Here is a 15,797-nt window from a genome sequence, read left to right as displayed (position 1 = left end):
GCAAGGCAGAGGGCGGGATGCACGTGCATCCCGCCTTCCGCCTTTTAACGGCTCCGCCCTTTCTGGATGACGGCTGCACACACTCTGCCGTGGGCGAACAGGGCGGAACACTCGCGTTGCACCCTCTAAGTTCGTAACCAAGCGACAACCGAATGGGAGCACCACATGGCCGACGTAGCACTGCCCAACAGTGTTTTTGACCGACTTCTCAAAGACCGCATCATCTGGCTCGGTTCCGAGGTGCGAGACGACAACGCCAATGAGATCGCTGCCAAGCTTCTCCTTCTCGCTGCCGAGGATTCCGAGAAAGACATCTTCCTGTACATCAACTCGCCCGGCGGCTCGATCACTGCCGGCATGGCGATCTACGACGCGATGGAGTTCGTCCCGAACGACATCGTGACCGTCGGCATCGGCATGGCCGCCTCCATGGGCCAGCTGCTGCTCACGGCCGGCACGAAGGGCAAGCGCTACATCACGCCCAACGCCCGTGTGCTCCTCCACCAGCCGCACGGCGGTTTCGGCGGCACCTCCTCCGACATCCAGACGCAGGCCCAGCTCATCCTCTCGATGAAGCAGCGCCTCGCCGAGATCACGGCCGCCCAGACCGGCAAGACGGTCGAGCAGGTCAACGAAGACGGCGACCGCGACCGCTGGTTCACCGCTCAGGAAGCCCTCGAGTACGGCTTCGTCGACCACATCCGCTCTTCGGCATCCGACGTCATCGGTGGCGCCGGTACCGACCAGGACTGACCTCACCCGTCTTCGTAACGAAAGAAGTTGAAATGGAACTGCCAATGATGGGTGGAGCCCCCCAGAACCCGGCCTCCCGTGTCGCGATGCCCTCGTCGCGCTACGTGCTCCCGAGCTTCGAAGAGCGCACGGCCTACGGCTACAAGCGCCAGGACCCCTACGCGAAGCTGTTCGAAGACCGCATCGTCTTCCTCGGCGTGCAGGTGGACGACGCGTCCGCCGACGACGTCATGGCCCAGCTGCTCGTCCTCGAGAGCATGGACCCCGACCGCGACATCGTCATGTACATCAACTCGCCCGGTGGTTCGTTCACCGCGATGACGGCGATCTACGACACGATGCAGTACATCCGTCCGGAGATCCAGACGGTCTGCCTCGGTCAGGCCGCCTCGGCCGCCGCCGTCCTTCTGGCCGCCGGCACCCCCGGCAAGCGCCTCGCTCTGCCGAACGCCCGCGTGCTGATCCACCAGCCCGCGACCGAAGGCTCCGGCGGACAGGCGTCCGACATCGAGATCCAGGCCGCCGAGGTGCTCCGCATGCGCACCTGGCTCGAAGAGACGCTGTCGAAGCACTCCAACCGCACGATGGAGCAGGTCAACCGCGACATCGAGCGTGACAACATCCTGAGCGCGAACGCTGCCCTCGAATACGGTCTCATCGACCAGGTGCTGCAGTCCCGCAAGACGCTGCCGGCACTCGTCGCCAAGTAACGAGAACCGCCTCTCGAAGGGCCCCGGGTCGACCGACTCGGGGCCCTTCGCAAGCCCGGCCAATCGATCGAGAGGTCGGGGCCGAACCAGCACCACGACGACGCAACGGGAATCGGAGGTCACGATGCCAGGAGTGTCGGTGGATCGGGTTAGGCTCGAAGGACCACGTTTCGTAAGAGACGCCAATCAACAGGAAGGCCGAGCATGGCACGCATAGGCGAAAGTGCCGACCTGCTCAAGTGTTCGTTCTGCGGCAAGAGCCAGAAACAGGTCCAGCAGCTCATCGCTGGCCCGGGCGTCTACATCTGCGACGAGTGCGTCGAGCTCTGCAACGAGATCATCGAAGAGCGCCTGGCCGAGGCCGGCGAAGAGCCGTCGAGCGAGTTCGATCTGCCCAAGCCGCGCGAGATCTACGAGTTCCTCGAAGAGTACGTGATCGGTCAGACCGCAGCGAAGCGGGCCCTCTCCGTGGCGGTCTACAACCACTACAAGCGCATCCGTTCGATGAACACCCTCTCGGCCGCCGATTCGCTCGGCGACGACATCGAGATCGCCAAGTCGAACATCCTGCTCATCGGCCCCACGGGCTGCGGCAAGACCTATCTCGCGCAGACACTCGCGAAGCGCCTCAACGTTCCCTTCGCGGTGGCCGACGCCACGGCGCTGACCGAGGCGGGCTACGTCGGCGAAGACGTCGAGAACATCCTCCTCAAGCTGATCCAGGCCGCCGACTACGACGTCAAGCGGGCCGAGACCGGCATCATCTACATCGACGAGGTCGACAAGATCGCCCGCAAGGCCGAGAACCCCTCCATCACCCGCGACGTGTCGGGTGAGGGCGTGCAGCAGGCCCTGCTGAAGATCCTCGAGGGCACGGTCGCCTCGGTCCCGCCGCAGGGCGGCCGCAAGCACCCGCACCAGGAGTTCATCCAGATCGACACGACGAACGTCCTGTTCATCGTGGCGGGCGCCTTCGCAGGCCTCGAAGAGATCATTTCCTCGCGAGCCGGCAAGCGTGGCATCGGCTTCGGCGCCCCTCTTTACGAGAAGGTCAACGAGCAGAACCTGTTCAGCGAAGTCCTTCCCGAAGACCTCCACAAGTTCGGTCTGATCCCCGAGTTCATCGGTCGCCTCCCGGTCGTCACGACGGTCACGCCGCTCGACCAGGTCGCCCTGATGGAGATCCTCACCAAGCCGAAGAACGCCCTCGTGCGGCAGTACCAGCGCATGTTCGAGATCGACAACGTCGAACTCGAGTTCGAGCCGGCCGCTCTCGAGGCGATCGCCGACCTCGCCGTCCTCCGGCAGACCGGTGCCCGCGGGCTCCGCGCCATCATGGAGGAGGTGCTCGGCCCGATCATGTTCGACGTCCCCTCCGACGACGAGGTGGGTCGAGTGGTGGTCACCAAGGCGTCCGTGCTCGAGAACGCCGCGCCCACGATCGTGCCGCGCTCCATCACCGAGCGCACCGAGAAGAGCGCCTAGCTCCCCGTCGCCGCGTCCGATACGAAGCCCCGCCCGTGCATCCCACGGGCGGGGTTTCTGGTTTTCGCGGGCGGCGCCATCCTGCGCGGTTGATTTCGCCGACCGCGCGGACCGGGCGACTCCAAAACACGCTGCTCATGTTCGGGGCGAGCCGTTGATTCTGGAGTCGGAGCCGTGAGCGGGGGATGCGCGGCGGGGGTGGCTCCAGAAAGTGCGGCGCCGGCGGAAGGTGAGCGGCGTGTTCTGGAGTCGCGGGGCACCCGGCACGACGCCGGGTGCCGCCCGGCACGAAGTCGCGGGGCGCCCGGCTCGCCGAAGGGCGCCGCGCGACCCCGGGGCTACGCCGTCAGGCCGCGCCGCTCGAGCAGGGGCTCGACGACGGCATCGCGCCCGCGGAAGTCGCGGTAGGCCGCCAGGGGATCCTTCGACCCGCCCACTCCGAGCAGTCGCGACCGGAAGCGGTCGCCGTTCTCGCGCAGCAGGCCGCCGTTCTCCTCGAACCACCGCACGGTGTCGGCGTCGAGCACCTCGCTCCAGATGTAGGAGTAGTAGCCGGCGTCGTAGCCGCCCGAGAAGGTGTGCGCGAAGTAGGTGCTGGAATAGCGCGTGGGCACGGCCGGGTTGTCGAGCCCGACCGCGGCCAGGGCGGCGGCCTCGAACGGCGCGACGTCGTCCGGCGAGGTGAGGGCTGCGGCCTCCTCGAACGACAGCGCGTGCCAGGTCTGGTCGAGCAGGGCGGCGCCGAGGTACTCCGACGTGGCGAAACCCTCGTTGAACCCTTCGGCGGCGGTGAGCTTCTCGACGAGTTCGGCGGGCATGCGCTCACCCGTCTCGTGGTGCATGGCGTAGTTCTCCAAGACCTCGGGCCAGAGCATCCACATCTCGTTGACCTGGCTCGGGAACTCGACGAAGTCGCGGAACACGTTCGTGCCGGAGAAGTGCGGGTAGCCGACGCGGGCCACGAGGCCGTGAAGAGCGTGGCCGAACTCGTGGAACATCGTCGTGACCTCGTCGAGCGTGAGGAGTGTCGGAGTGCCGGCTGCGGGCTTCGTCACGTTGAGGTTGTTGACGACGACCGTCGGGAGGCCGAGCAGAGCCGACTGCGACACGAGCGGGTTCATCCAGGCGCCGCCGCGCTTGGAGTCGCGCGTGTAGAGGTCGAAGACGAAGAGGCCGACGGGGGAGCCGTCGTCGTCGCTCACCTCGAAGACCCGGGCGTCGGGGTGGTAGGCGACGAGGTCGGGGCGCTCCTCGAAACGGAGCCCGTAGAGGCGCGACGCCGCGAAGAACACGCCGTCGCGGAGAACGCGCTCGGCCTCGAAGTACGGGCGGAGGGCCGAGGCGTCGAAGTCGAACTTCGAGGAGCGGACCTTCTCGGTGTAGTACGCCCAGTCGTGGGCCTCGATCGTCGCACCGGCGGGCCAGGCAGGGTCCTGTTCGGCCACTGCCTGGAGGTCCGCCTGCTCCGCGCGGGCGTTCCGGGCGGCGGGAGGCGCGAGTCGGCCCAGCAGGTCGCTCACGGCCTCAGGGCTGCCGGCCGTCTCGCCCGCCGTGACGTAGGCGGCGTGCGACGGGAAGCCGAGCAGCGCAGCGCGCTCGGCGCGGAGCCGCACGATGTCGAGGAGCACGGCGCGGTTGTCGAACTCGCCGCCCCGGATCCCTCGCGAGCGCGAAGCCTGGAGGAGGCGCGCCCGGAGCGAACGGTCGGTGAGAGAGGCGAGCAGGGGATGCCCGGTGAAGAGCACCAGTGAGATGAGGTACTTGCCGTCGAGCCCGCGGTCGGCCGCAGCTGCCGCGAGGGAGGCGATCTGCGAGTCGCCGAGGCCGTCGAGCTCGGCCACGTCGTCCACGACGACGGCCAGGTCGTTCGTGTCGGCGAGGAGGTTCTTCTCGAACCGGGTGGTGAGGGTCGAGAGCTGGCCGTTCAGCTCTCGGAGGCGCTCCTTGTCGGCCTCGGCGAGGCCCGCTCCGGCCCGGCTGAACTCGTCGTGGTAGCGCTCGACCAGGTAAACCTCCTCCGCCGTGAGCGACTCGGTGGCAGGCGTTCCGAGCGACTCGTAGACGGCGCGGATGCGGGCATAGAGCGCCTCGTCGAGCTTGATCGCGTCGGAGTGGGCCGCCAGCCGGGGCGCCAGCTCGAGTTCGAGGGCGTTGGTGGCGTCGTTGGAGTCGCTGGACGACTGGTTCCAGAAGACGTGCTCGACGCGAGAGAGGATGCGCCCGCTCTCCTCGAGCGGAACGATCGTGTTCTCGAAGCTCGCCTCCTCGGAGTTCGCCGTGATGGCCTCGATCTCTGCGAGCTGCTGCTCGAAGCCGGCCTCGAACGCCGGCAGGTAGTCGTCGTCGGTGATCTCGGCGAAGGGCGGCAGGGAGAACGGGAGCGTGCTCGGCTCGAGGAAGGGGTTGGTCATTGCTCCACCCTATTCCGGCGCTCGGCGCGAGTCCCTCGACAGAGCCGGGCAGCCGCGGTTCATGCAAAGAAACATATGCAAAGAAAAGCTTGCAAAGAATCCTTTGCACGCTTACGCTCAAGACATGAGCCACGACAACCCCGACGGCACCCTCGACGGCACCGGATCCGGGCGACGAACCGGTCGCCCCCGCAGCCTCGACGCGTCGGCGCTCCGAGCGCTGGCCCACCCGCTGCGCATCGAGATCTACGAGACGCTCGGTCGTGTCGGCAGTGCCACGGCGAGCGGACTGGCCGAGCAGCTGGGGGAGTCCAGCGGGTCGACCAGCTACCACCTGCGGCAGCTCGAGCGTCACCAGCTCGTCCGTGAGGTCGAGGGCAAGGGCACCGGCCGCGAGCGCTGGTGGCAGGTCGTGCCGGGCGGAGTCTCGGTGTCGGCGCGCGAGCACGAGAGCGCGGCAGGCCGCAAGAGCGCCCGCATGGTCGTCCGCCAGTGGGACCGCTCCCGAGCCGCCCTCCTCGAGGAGTTCGCCGAGGCCGCGGAATCCGAGAGTGGCGTCCCCACCGAGTGGTACGACGCCACCTCGATGGCCACGATCAACGTCTCCGCCACCGTCGAGCAGCTCCGGGCCCTGAGTCAGGCGTTCGACGAGTTCTCCGCGCAGTGGATCGACCCGCTCCGTGGCCCCACCCGCTCGCCCGACGAACGTCGCGTGCAGGTCCACTTCAACGCGTTCCCCATCCCCGACGCGTTCCTCCCCGCTCCCGAAACCCCCGCTTCCTCTCCCGAAGGAGACTGACATGTCCGCAGCAACCCTGTCTCGCTCGTCCTCCGCGCCGCACGGCTTCGACCGACTCGCGCTCGACCTCGGCTTGGCGCTCGTCGCGTGGTCCCGCCGTCGAACCGCCCGGCGGGTGAGGATGCACGTGCAAGGCACCGAAGCACCGCTCACCTCGCGCGAGCGGTCGGCCCGCATGCACGACCCGTACTCCTCGCAGGCGGTGCACTCGCACGGGGTGCCTCCGGGCATCCTGCGTTAGTCGTCTTCGGGTGTGCTCGGGCGAGCGGAACCGCACCGAATCGTTCGCCTGCACTACGGTCGGTACATGAGCGATGCGCAGCCCGAGAGCACGGAGAAGACCGAGCACACCGAGAAATACACCCACGGTCATCACGAGAGCGTGCTCCGCAGCCACAGCTGGCGGACCGTTGAGAACTCCGCGGCGTATCTGCTCCCGCATCTTGCGCCCGGGCTCTCGCTGCTCGACGTCGGCGCCGGCCCGGGAACGATCACCGTCGACTTCGCCGAGCGGCTCGCGCCGGGGCAGGTCGTCGGCATCGACCAGTCCGCCGAGATCGTCGAGCAGGCCGCGGCCCTCGCCGAAACGCGCGGGCTCACGAACGTCTCGTTCCAGGCGGCCGACCTCTACGAGCTGCCGTTCGCCGATGACACCTTCGACGTCGTGCATGCGCACCAGGTGCTGCAGCACGTCTCGGACCCGGTGGCGGCGCTCCGCGAGATGCGCCGCGTCACCAAGCCGGGAGGCCTCGTCGCCGTGCGAGAGGTCGACTATCGCGGCACCATCTGGGCACCCGACAACGCCGGCCTCGACCACTGGATGACCGTGTACCAGCTCGTGCACCGTGGCAACGGCGGCGAACCCGACGCCGGGCGCTACCTCAAGGGCTGGGCGCTCCAGACCGGGCTGACGGACGTCGAGTCGTCGGCCTCGGTCTGGTGCTTCGCCTCCGACGCCGACCGCGCCTGGTGGGGTGACAGCTGGGCTACGAGGGCGCTCGAGTCGAAGTTCTACTCCGACGCCCTCGACAACCGGGTGGCCACCGACCTCGAGCTGCAGGCCATCTCGAAGGCCTGGCTGAGCTGGCGGGATGCCGCCGACGGCTGGCTCGCGATGCCGCACGGCGAGCTCCTCGCCCGGGCCTGACGGCGCGGCCCGCGCGGCCCGCGCAGGCCGCTCGGCTGGCGAGAACGCGCGATTTCACGGTCGGCGCGCCACTTAAACGCCGCGCCGACCGTGAAATCGCGCGTTCTCGCCGGCCGAAGCGCGGAGAGCGCTACTCCTCTTCTTCGGCGTCGACCGGCTCGTGCACCGTCGCGGTGTCGAGGCCGGCGTCGTAGCGGATGACCGTGCCGTCGTCGAGTTCGACGACGGGCTTGCCCTCGAGCCAGGTCAGGGTCCAGCGCCAGGTGGAGGCGTCGACGGACTGGTCGATCAGCTCGCCCTCGACGCGCTCCACCGCGGCGAGGACGGCCTCGGGAAGCCGGTCGGGGGCGGTGCCGCCGACCGGCCAGCGGGTGCCGAGCTGCATCAGGCGTCCTGCTCGGCCAGCACGATGTCGACGACCGCGAGCTCCTCGCCCGGGGCGAACGACAGCGTCTCGATCTTGCCCACCTGAGCGAGGTCGTCGGCGGCCAGCTTGATCGACTCGAGTTCGTCGGCCGGAGCCTGGATCGTGGCGGAGGTGACGGGCGTCTTCTGGGAGGCCTTGGCATCGGTCTTCGCGCGACGGATGCCGATGAGGGCGCGACCGACGAGGTCGACCAGACCGGTCGGGGCCTCGAGCGCTCCGAGTTCGGCGACGGTCGGCCAGGGGGCTGTGTGCACCGACGTGTCGTGGGTCCACGACCAGACCTCTTCGGTCGCGAACGGCAGGTACGGCGCCAGCAGACGCAGCAGACCGTTCACCGTCGTCTGCAGCGTGAAGACCGCCGAGGCCTGACCGGCCTCGGAGCCGGCACCGTAGGCGCGCTCCTTCACGAGCTCGAGGTAGTCGTCGCAGAAGGTCCAGAAGAACTTCTCGATGGTCTCGAGTGCCTTGGCGTGGTCGTAGCCCTCGAGGGAGGCGGTCGCCGACTCGATCACGACGGCGAAGTTCGCCAGGAGGTCGCGGTCGAGGGGGGCCGACACGGCGCCCTCGTCGAGGGTGTGCCCGCTCGGTGCCTCGAACGAGTAGACGAACTTGGCGGCGTTCAGCACCTTGATCGCCAGGCGGCGGCCGACCTTGATCTGCTTCGGGTTCTGCGGGTCGAAGGCCGCGTCGGTGCCGAGGCGCGACGAGGCGGCCCAGTAGCGCACCGCGTCGGAGCCGTGGTCGTCGAGCATGGCCGCCGGAGTGACCACGTTGCCCTTCGACTTCGACATCTTCTTGCGGTCGGGGTCGACGATGAAGCCGGAGATCGAGGCGTTCGTCCACGGCACCGAGTCGCCCTCGAGCTGGGCGCGCAGCAGCGTCGAGAACAGCCAGGTGCGGATGATGTCCTGCCCCTGTGGCCGCAGCGAATACGGGTAGACGAGCGAGAAGAGCTCGGGGTCGGTCTCCCACTTGCCGGCGAGCTGCGGGGTGAGCGACGAGGTCGCCCAGGTGTCCATCACGTCGACCTCGCCCTGGAAGCCGCCCGCGACGCCGCGCTGCGATTCGTCGTAGCCGGGAGCGGTGTCGCTCGACGGGTCGACCGGCAGCTGCGCCTCGGAGGGCAGGATCGGCTGGTCGAACACGGGGTTGCCGTCGGCGTCGAGGGGGTACCAGACCGGGATCGGCACGCCGAAGAAGCGCTGGCGCGAGATGAGCCAGTCGCCGGAGAGCCCCTTGACCCAGTTCTCGTAGCGCACGCGCATGAAGTCGGGGTGGAACGCCACCTCTTCGCCGCGCTTCAGCAGCGTGGAGCGGAGCTCTTCGTCGCGGGCTCCGTTGACGATGTACCACTGGCGCGTCGACACGATCTCCAGGGGCTTGTCGCCCTTCTCGAAGAACTTGACCTGGTGGGTGATCTTCTCGGGCTCGCCGAGCATCTCGCCCGAGGTCTTCAGGAGGTCGACCACGGCGGTCTTGGCGCTGAACACGGTCTTGCCGGCGAGCTGCGCGTAGGCGTCCTGGCCCGCGGGCGACGTGATGACCGACGGCGCCTCACTGACGAAGCGGCCGTCGAAGCCGAGCACCGAGCGGTTCGGCAGGTCGAGCTCGCGCCACCACACGACGTCGGTGGTGTCGCCGAAGGTGCAGACCATGGCGATGCCCGAGCCCTTGTCTTTCTGCGCGAGGTGGTGCGCCAGCACCGGCACCTCCACGTCGAAGAGGGGGGTGCGAACGGTCGTGCCGAAAAGCCCCTGGAACCGCTCGTCGTCGGGATGCGCGACCAGCGCCACACAGGCCGGCAGGAGTTCGGGCCGGGTCGTCTTGATCAGGATGTCGTCGGAGCCGTCGGACGGGTGGAAAGCGAGCGTGTGATACGCGCCCGGCATCTCCTTGTCTTCGAGCTCGGCCTGCGCGACGGCGGTGCGGAACGTGATGTCCCACAGGGTCGGCGCCTGCGCCTGGTAGGCCTCGCCGCGGGCGACGTTGCGGAGGAACGCCTTCTGCGCGATGGCCTGCGAGTCGTCGCCGATGGTGCGGTACGACTGGGTCCAGTCGACCGAGAGGCCGAGCTTCCGCCAGACGTCTTCGAACTGCTTCTCGTCCTCGACGGTGAGACGCTCGCAGAGCTCGACGAAGTTGCGGCGCGAGATCGGCAGCTGGTCGGCCGCCTTGGACGACTTGTTGTCGCCGCCTTCGAACGGCGGGGCGAAGTCGGGGTCGTAGGGGAGCGAGGGGTCGCAGCGGACCCCGTAGAAGTTCTGTACGCGGCGCTCGGTCGGGAGCCCGTTGTCGTCCCAGCCCATGGGGTAGAAGACGCTCTTGCCGCGCATGCGCTCGTAGCGGGCCTTGACGTCGGTGTGCGTGTAGCTGAACACGTGGCCGATGTGGAGCGACCCGGAGGCGGTGGGCGGCGGGGTGTCGATCGAGTAGACGTTGTCGCGGCTCGAGGCGGTGCGGTCGAACCGGTAGGTGCCGTCGGTCTCCCACTGCGGGCCCCAGTGTGCTTCCAGCCCCTCGAGGGCGGGCTTCTCAGGCATGGGTCGAGTCATGGTCGTCTCCGATCGCTATGGGCGGCACCGTGTCGGTGGTGAGGTGCCTGAATGTCGTCGGGAACGAGTTTAGCCGGTGGATGCCCGAGCCTCCAGATCGGCGGAGGCACGCGCATCCCGCACTGACATTTTGCCCTCTGGTAGGCTTGGTGAGTTTTTCCACGGACCCTTGCCACGAAACCAGGAGTGAATCCTTTGATCGCAACCCCCATCAAGAACCGCCGGCGCCGCCTGACGACCAATGACGTCACCGTCGTCGAAGAATCCATGCTGAAGAGAGCGGTGGCCGCCGCCGCCCTCGGAAACGGGATGGAATGGTTCGACTTCGGGGTCTTCGCCTACCTCACGACGACGCTCGCGCGGGTCTTCTACCCCGACGCCGATCCGACCTTGAGCGTCATCGTCATCTTCGCCACCTTCACGGCCGCGTTCGTCGTCCGTCCCATCGGCGGGGCGGTCTTCGGGCCGCTCGGCGACCGGATCGGGCGGCAGAAGGTGCTCGCCCTCACGATGATCCTGATGGCGGCCGGAACGTTCGCGATCGGGCTGATCCCCGACTTCCACACCATCGGCATCTGGGCCCCGGCCCTCCTCCTCCTCGCCCGGCTGGTGCAGGGCTTCTCGACCGGTGGCGAGTACGGCGGGGCGGCGACGTTCATCGCCGAGTACTCGCCCGACAAGAAGCGCGGCTTCCTGGGCTCCTGGCTGGAGTTCGGCACCCTCGGCGGCTACGTGCTCGGCGCCTCGCTCGTGACGGTGCTGCAGTTCGCGATGAGCGACGCCGACCTCGTGGCGTGGGGCTGGCGTATCCCGTTCCTGGTCGCCGGGCCGCTCGGTCTCGTCGGGCTCTACCTGCGCTTGAAGCTGGAAGAGACGCCCGCGTTCCAGAAGCAGCAGGAGGAGGCCTCGAAGCGCGAAGCGGTCAAGACGCCGGTGCTGCGCCTGTTCGCCGAGAACTGGCGGGCTCTGCTCATCTGCATCGGCCTCGTCCTGGTCTTCAACGTGACCGACTACATGCTGCTGTCGTACATGCCGACCTACCTCACGACCACGCTCGGCCGCAGCGCGACGAACGGCCTGGTGCTGGTGATCGTCGTCATGCTGCTGATGATGGCCGTCATCGGTCTCGGCGGCCGCCTCTCCGACCGCTTCGGCCGTCGACCGGTCCTCTTCGCCGGCTGCCTCGGCTTCCTGTTCCTGTCCTGGCCCGCGCTCAAGCTCGTCCAGACCGACTCGACGATCCTGGTGTTCGCCGGGCTGCTGCTCCTCGGCCTCGTGCTGGTGACGTTCACGTCGACGATGCCCTCGACCCTGCCGGCGCTGTTCCCGACGATCATCCGGTACGGAGCGCTCGCCATCGCGTTCAACGTCTCGGTGTCGCTGTTCGGCGGTACCACACCGCTGATCACCGAGTCGCTCGTGGCCTGGGCGGCCGACCGCGGCTTCGGCTGGGCCGATGACATCCCGGCGTTCTACCTGATGGTCGCCGCCGTGATCGGACTCGTCGCCGTCTGGTTCACGCGCGAGACCGCCAACGAGCCGCTGCTCGGGTCCGGTCCGACGGTCGCGACCGAAGCGGAGGCGCTCGAACTGATCGAGCAGTACTCCGACGAGTCGAGCGAGCTGGCGCACTCCGACTGGGCAGTGGAGTTCGCCGCATCCGGGCCGATCGACATCATCCGGCCGGCGTCGCCCGCGGGTCCCTCGTCATCGGACGCTCCCGGGTCGCCGCCCGTCAGCCCCGAGCCCGAACGCGCCGACGCCGGGCGACGTCTCGCGGACTGAGCCCTGCGCCGCGGCACGTCTCGTCGTCCGTGCGACGTCTCGCGGCGGCCAGGGCTCGGCGCGTGCATCCCACGCTCTCCAATTCGGCACGACGGGGGATGCACGGGCCCGAGCAGCGCGGAGCAGCGCGGAGCAGCCGGAGTCAGGCGCCCGCAGCAGTCAGCAGCGCCCGCGTGTAGGCGTGTTGGGGCGAGCCGAACACGGCCTCCGTCGCCCCCTGCTCGACGATGCGGCCGCCCGACATCACGGCCACCCGATCGCACTGGTGTCGCACCACGTCGAGGTCGTGCGAGATGAAGACGTAGGCCAGCCCCCGGTCGCGCTGCAGGTCGTCGAGCAGGTCGAGCACCTGTGCCTGCACAGTGACGTCGAGCGACGAGACGGGCTCGTCGCAGACGATCACCCGCGGGGAGGGGGCGAGCGCCCGGGCGATGGCGACTCGCTGACGCTGGCCTCCCGACAGCGTCGCGGGGGAGCGCTCGGCCACACTGCGAGGGAGACCGACCTCGTCGAGCAGGCGGGCCACGTCGTCGGCGCTTGCTCCTCGTCGCTCGGAGGCCCGTCCGCCGGTGCGCGTCACCCGACCGAACGACAGCGCGTCGGCGAGCAGCCGCGCCACGGTCCAGCGGGGATCGAACGAGCTGAGTGCGTCCTGGTAGATCGCGCCGAGCGTCGGCCGTCGGTCGCGGCGCTCGCGTTCGGGAAGCGGATTCCACGGCTCGCCCAACAGCTCGACGATGCCGGTGTCGGGGGAGTCGAGTCCGAGCAGCAACCGCGCGGTCGTCGTCTTGCCGGATCCCGAGGCGCCGACGAGGCCGAGGGTCTCGCCGGCGCTGACTTCGAGGGAGACGTCGGCGACGGCGGTGAGATCGCCGGCTCGCCCGCGGAACGTCCGGCCGAGACCCGAGGCGCGGAGCAGGGGCTGCCGAGTGCCGACGTCCGCGACCGACCCGACGTCCGAGACCGACCCAGCGTCCGCGAGCGAGCCGACGTCCGAGCCTGAGCCGACCCCGGACCCCGAGCCGCCCCCGCCGACCGCAGCCGCCGACAGCCGCGCCCCGCGCGGCTTCCCCGCCGGCAGCGCGGCGACGAGCGCTTGCGTGTACGGCTCCGCGGGGGAGCCGAGGATGCTCGCCACGGGCCCCTGCTCCACGACGCGTCCGTTCCGCAGCACCACGACCCGATCGGCGAGACGTCGCACCGCGGCGAGGTCGTGGCTGATCGCCAGCACGGCGGTCCCCTCGTCGCGGAGGGCTGCGAGCCGGTCCACCACCTGCCGCTGCACCTGGGCGTCGAGCGCGGTCGTGGGCTCGTCGGCGATGACGAGTCCGGGGCGGAGGGCGAGGGCGGCTGCGATCAGGGCGCGCTGCCGAAGGCCACCGGAGAGCTCGCCGGAGCGCTGCGCTCGCCGGGAGGCCGGGTCGGGCATCCCCACCTCGTCGAGTACTTCGAGGACCCGAGCGCGTCGCTGCGCGGCCGTCAGACGCGAGTGCAGACGGAGAGCGTCGTCGATCTCGCGGCCCACCGGGCGGAGCGGGTCGAGCGAGACGAGGGCGTCCTGCAGCACGAGACCGATCCGCGGCCCGCGGAGGCGCCGCCATTCGCGTTCGGTCAGGTCGAGGAGTGAGCGGTCGTCGAGTCGCAGCGCCGCCGCCGACACGGCCCCGCCGGTGAGGCCGAGAAGTGCCCGCGCCGTCACGCTCTTGCCCGAGCCCGACTCGCCGACCAGAGCGACGCACTCGCCGGGCGCCAGCGTGAACGAGACCCCGTCGACGGCGCGGACGGAGCCGAACGAGACCGACAGATCGTCGACGACCAGAGAGCCGGGGGATGCCCCCGCCGCCCCTTCGGCCACGGCTGCGACGCCGATCGTGCCGCCGCTCACCGCATCCCCCGATTCCGCCTCGACAGCCGGCGCCCGAGCACCGTCGTGGCCGCCGCCACGAGCACGATCGCCGCCCCGGGGAACGCCGTCATCCACCAGGCGACGCCGAGGTAGGTGCGGCCGGCCTCGAGCATGGCGCCCCACTCCGGCGCGGGCGGCGGCGAGCCGAGTCCGAGGTAGCTGAGCGACGAGGCCCAGACGACCGCCTGGCCCACCCCGAGCGTGGCGAGCACGACGACGGGCGCCAACGCATTGGGCAGGACGTGGCGGACGAGCAGGACGGACGGGCGGCGGCCGAGGACGCGCGCCGCCTCCACCATCTCCGACGACCGGACCCGCCGGATCTGGGTGCGGAAGATGCGGGCGTAGCCGGGCGCCGTGGCGAGCCCGACGGCGATCGTCGCGGGGACGGGACCCGGGCCGACGAACGCGATGATGACGAGGGCCAGCAGCAGCCCGGGAAGCGCGAACAACACCTCGAGCAGGCGGCTGACGGCGACGTCGGTGACGCGGGTGCCGATGCCGGCGGCGATCCCGAGCACGAGTCCGAGGAGGACGCCGATGGCGGTGGCGGCGACGCCGATGAGCAGCGACGCCGACGTGCCATGCACGACACGCGAGAACAGGTCGCGGCCCGAGTCGTCGGTGCCGAAGGGGTGCGCCCACGAGGGCGCAGCGAAGGCGTCGGTCGGGGCGATGGCCAGCGGGTCGCGGGGGGCGATCAGGCCCGGCGCGACGGCTGCAACGATCACGACGAGCAGAGCCACGGCGGCGACTGCCTCGACGACCGAGAGCGGCCGGCGGCGCGTGCGGGAGGCACGGGGCTCCTCGACCGCGGAGGGGAGGGCTGGGAGGACGGTCACGCCGCGACCGTCCCGCGGTTACGAGGGCGACGGCTGCGGGAGGCGTCGCGGACCCGGGGATCGACCACGGCCTCCGCGAGGTCGCCCAGCGCCACGACGACGACGTACGCGAGTGCCGAGACGAGGGCGACGCCGGTGACGAGGGGGATGTCGCGCAGCGTGACCGCCTGCAGCAGCGTGCGGCCGAGACCGGGCCGGGCGAAGACGGACTCCACCACGATCGCTCCGCTGAGCAGCGATCCGAAGGCCCAGCCGGAGAGCGCGAGCCCCGGCAGAGCGGCGTGCCGGAGCAGGTGCCGGCCGAAGACGCCCGATGCGCTCTCGCCTCGCGCGCGGGCCGACAGGGCGAACGGGGCGGAGGCGGCGTCGAGCAGCGAATCGCGCGTGACCTGCCCGAGGAAGCCCGCGACGGGGACCGCGAGCGTCACGACCGGCAGCACCAGCCCGGACGGGGTGCCGGTGCTCACCGGCGGCAGGAGGCCGAGCTGCGTGGCGAAGACGACGATGAGGATGCTCGCCAGCAGGAAGTGGGGAACCGCCGACGCCACGACCTCCAGCCCCGACGCGAGCGCGTTCGCGATCCGCCCGCCGCTCGCACTCCACCAGGCCGTCCCGATCGCCAGCAGCCAGGCCACGACGAGCGACAGGGCTGCGAGGACGAGAGTCGGCGGCACCTGTGCCGCGAGCACGCTCGCCACGCTCTGCTTGAGCGAGTAGGAGGTGCCGAGGTCGCCGGTGGCGAGGTGGCCGAGCTGGCGGAGGTACTGGACCCCGAGCGGCTGATCGAGCCCGTATTCGCGTCGGACCAGGGCCAGCGTGGCCGCGGAGGCCTGCGAACCCGGCCCGCCGAGGATCGCCTCGGCGGGGTCGCCCGGCACGAGCCGGATCGCGAAGAAGATCAGCGTGGCGACCGCCCACAGCACCACGACGCCTCCCGCGACACGCTTGGCCAGCCAGACGAGGGCGCGGGTCATGTGGCC

At 69.8% G+C, this 15,797-nt stretch carries 13 protein-coding genes; 7 read left to right on the top strand and 6 right to left on the bottom strand.

The features are described from left to right. The first annotated feature begins 165 nt into the window (after window positions 1-165). From ABEA39_RS05770 to clpX, 3 genes are all read left to right on the top strand, one after another. Complete coding sequence (locus ABEA39_RS05770; protein WP_345374273.1) at window positions 166-753, top strand: ATP-dependent Clp protease proteolytic subunit; 588 nt, start codon at window positions 166-168, stop codon at window positions 751-753. A gap of 32 nt (window positions 754-785) precedes the next feature. After that, window positions 786-1,463 (top strand): ATP-dependent Clp protease proteolytic subunit, encoded by a 678-nt coding sequence (locus tag ABEA39_RS05765; protein ID WP_425556926.1) that lies wholly within the window; start codon window positions 786-788, stop codon window positions 1,461-1,463. Window positions 1,464-1,667: 204 nt separating this feature from the next. Next, the gene (gene clpX / locus ABEA39_RS05760; RefSeq protein ID WP_345374271.1) at window positions 1,668-2,948 is read left to right on the top strand and encodes an ATP-dependent Clp protease ATP-binding subunit ClpX; all 1,281 of its coding nucleotides are present in this window, start codon (window positions 1,668-1,670) and stop codon (window positions 2,946-2,948) included. A 338-nt stretch (window positions 2,949-3,286) separates the two neighbouring features. Here the strand turns inward: clpX and ABEA39_RS05755 are convergent, their stop codons facing one another. Then, window positions 3,287-5,359, bottom strand: coding sequence for a M3 family metallopeptidase (locus ABEA39_RS05755; protein ID WP_345374269.1), 2,073 nt, complete (start codon window positions 5,357-5,359; stop codon window positions 3,287-3,289). 124 nt (window positions 5,360-5,483) lie between these two features. Here ABEA39_RS05755 and ABEA39_RS05750 point away from each other — a divergent pair, with 124 nt between their 5' ends. The 3 genes from ABEA39_RS05750 (at window position 5,484) to ABEA39_RS05740 (ending at window position 7,305) form a co-directional block, all read left to right on the top strand. After that, window positions 5,484-6,158, top strand: coding sequence for an ArsR/SmtB family transcription factor (locus ABEA39_RS05750; RefSeq protein ID WP_345374267.1), 675 nt, complete (start codon window positions 5,484-5,486; stop codon window positions 6,156-6,158). A 1-nt stretch (window position 6,159) separates the two neighbouring features. Continuing rightward, on the top strand, window positions 6,160-6,399 hold the full coding sequence (locus ABEA39_RS05745) for a hypothetical protein (protein WP_345374265.1): 240 nt from the start codon (window positions 6,160-6,162) through the stop codon (window positions 6,397-6,399). 66 nt (window positions 6,400-6,465) lie between these two features. After that, entirely contained in the window at window positions 6,466-7,305 is an 840-nt protein-coding gene (locus ABEA39_RS05740) for a class I SAM-dependent methyltransferase (RefSeq protein WP_345374263.1), read from the top strand. 130 nt (window positions 7,306-7,435) lie between these two features. On the opposite strand, the gene ABEA39_RS05735 is transcribed toward ABEA39_RS05740, so the two are convergent. Continuing rightward, on the bottom strand, window positions 7,436-7,690 hold the full coding sequence (locus tag ABEA39_RS05735) for a hypothetical protein (RefSeq protein WP_345374261.1): 255 nt from the start codon (window positions 7,688-7,690) through the stop codon (window positions 7,436-7,438). Beyond that, the gene (gene valS / locus ABEA39_RS05730) at window positions 7,690-10,272 is read right to left on the bottom strand and encodes a valine--tRNA ligase (RefSeq protein WP_345374259.1); all 2,583 of its coding nucleotides are present in this window, start codon (window positions 10,270-10,272) and stop codon (window positions 7,690-7,692) included. Before valS ends, ABEA39_RS05735 begins: the two co-directional genes overlap by 1 nt. Window positions 10,273-10,479: 207 nt before the next feature. On the opposite strand from valS, the gene proP reads away from it, so the two are divergent. Continuing rightward, entirely contained in the window at window positions 10,480-12,069 is a 1,590-nt protein-coding gene (proP, locus tag ABEA39_RS05725) for a glycine betaine/L-proline transporter ProP (protein WP_345374257.1), read from the top strand. A 142-nt stretch (window positions 12,070-12,211) separates the two neighbouring features. Here the strand turns inward: proP and ABEA39_RS05720 are convergent, their stop codons facing one another. Genes ABEA39_RS05720 through ABEA39_RS05710 form a run of 3 tightly spaced genes read right to left on the bottom strand, consistent with a single transcriptional unit; the run spans window position 12,212 to window position 15,791 of the window. Next, window positions 12,212-13,954 (bottom strand): ABC transporter ATP-binding protein, encoded by a 1,743-nt coding sequence (locus ABEA39_RS05720; RefSeq protein ID WP_345374255.1) that lies wholly within the window; start codon window positions 13,952-13,954, stop codon window positions 12,212-12,214. Next, window positions 13,951-14,817 carry an ABC transporter permease gene (locus tag ABEA39_RS05715; RefSeq protein WP_425556925.1) on the bottom strand — a complete coding sequence of 289 codons (867 nt, stop codon included), beginning with the start codon at window positions 14,815-14,817 and terminating at the stop codon, window positions 13,951-13,953. The genes ABEA39_RS05720 and ABEA39_RS05715 overlap by 4 nt, the downstream gene beginning before the upstream one ends. Continuing rightward, a complete protein-coding gene (locus ABEA39_RS05710) occupies window positions 14,814-15,791 on the bottom strand; it encodes an ABC transporter permease (RefSeq protein ID WP_345374253.1) in 978 nt (325 codons plus the stop codon). Before ABEA39_RS05710 ends, ABEA39_RS05715 begins: the two co-directional genes overlap by 4 nt. Window positions 15,792-15,797 lie beyond the last annotated feature (6 nt).

The sequence above is a fragment of the Frondihabitans cladoniiphilus genome, assembly GCF_039544345.1.
Classification (GTDB): domain Bacteria; phylum Actinomycetota; class Actinomycetes; order Actinomycetales; family Microbacteriaceae; genus Frondihabitans; species Frondihabitans cladoniiphilus.
Note: the sequence above shows the minus strand (reverse complement) of the source record. Positions and strands in the feature narration are given on the sequence as shown.

Bases quoted from the DNA above. Each gene is read 5' to 3' on its own strand.
- ABEA39_RS05740 (WP_345374263.1), top strand. From the start codon at position 6,466: ATGAGCGATGCGCAGCCCGAGAGCACGGAGAAGACCGAGCACACCGAG.
- ABEA39_RS05765 (WP_425556926.1), top strand. From the start codon at position 786: ATGGAACTGCCAATGATGGGTGGAGCCCCCCAGAACCCGGCCTCCCGT.
- valS (WP_345374259.1), bottom strand. From the start codon at position 10,272: ATGCCTGAGAAGCCCGCCCTCGAGGGGCTGGAAGCACACTGGGGCCCG.
- ABEA39_RS05750 (WP_345374267.1), top strand. From the start codon at position 5,484: ATGAGCCACGACAACCCCGACGGCACCCTCGACGGCACCGGATCCGGG.
- ABEA39_RS05735 (WP_345374261.1), bottom strand. From the start codon at position 7,690: ATGCAGCTCGGCACCCGCTGGCCGGTCGGCGGCACCGCCCCCGACCGG.
- ABEA39_RS05710 (WP_345374253.1), bottom strand. From the start codon at position 15,791: ATGACCCGCGCCCTCGTCTGGCTGGCCAAGCGTGTCGCGGGAGGCGTC.
- ABEA39_RS05745 (WP_345374265.1), top strand. From the start codon at position 6,160: ATGTCCGCAGCAACCCTGTCTCGCTCGTCCTCCGCGCCGCACGGCTTC.
- ABEA39_RS05770 (WP_345374273.1), top strand. From the start codon at position 166: ATGGCCGACGTAGCACTGCCCAACAGTGTTTTTGACCGACTTCTCAAA.
- ABEA39_RS05755 (WP_345374269.1), bottom strand. From the start codon at position 5,359: ATGACCAACCCCTTCCTCGAGCCGAGCACGCTCCCGTTCTCCCTGCCG.
- clpX (WP_345374271.1), top strand. From the start codon at position 1,668: ATGGCACGCATAGGCGAAAGTGCCGACCTGCTCAAGTGTTCGTTCTGC.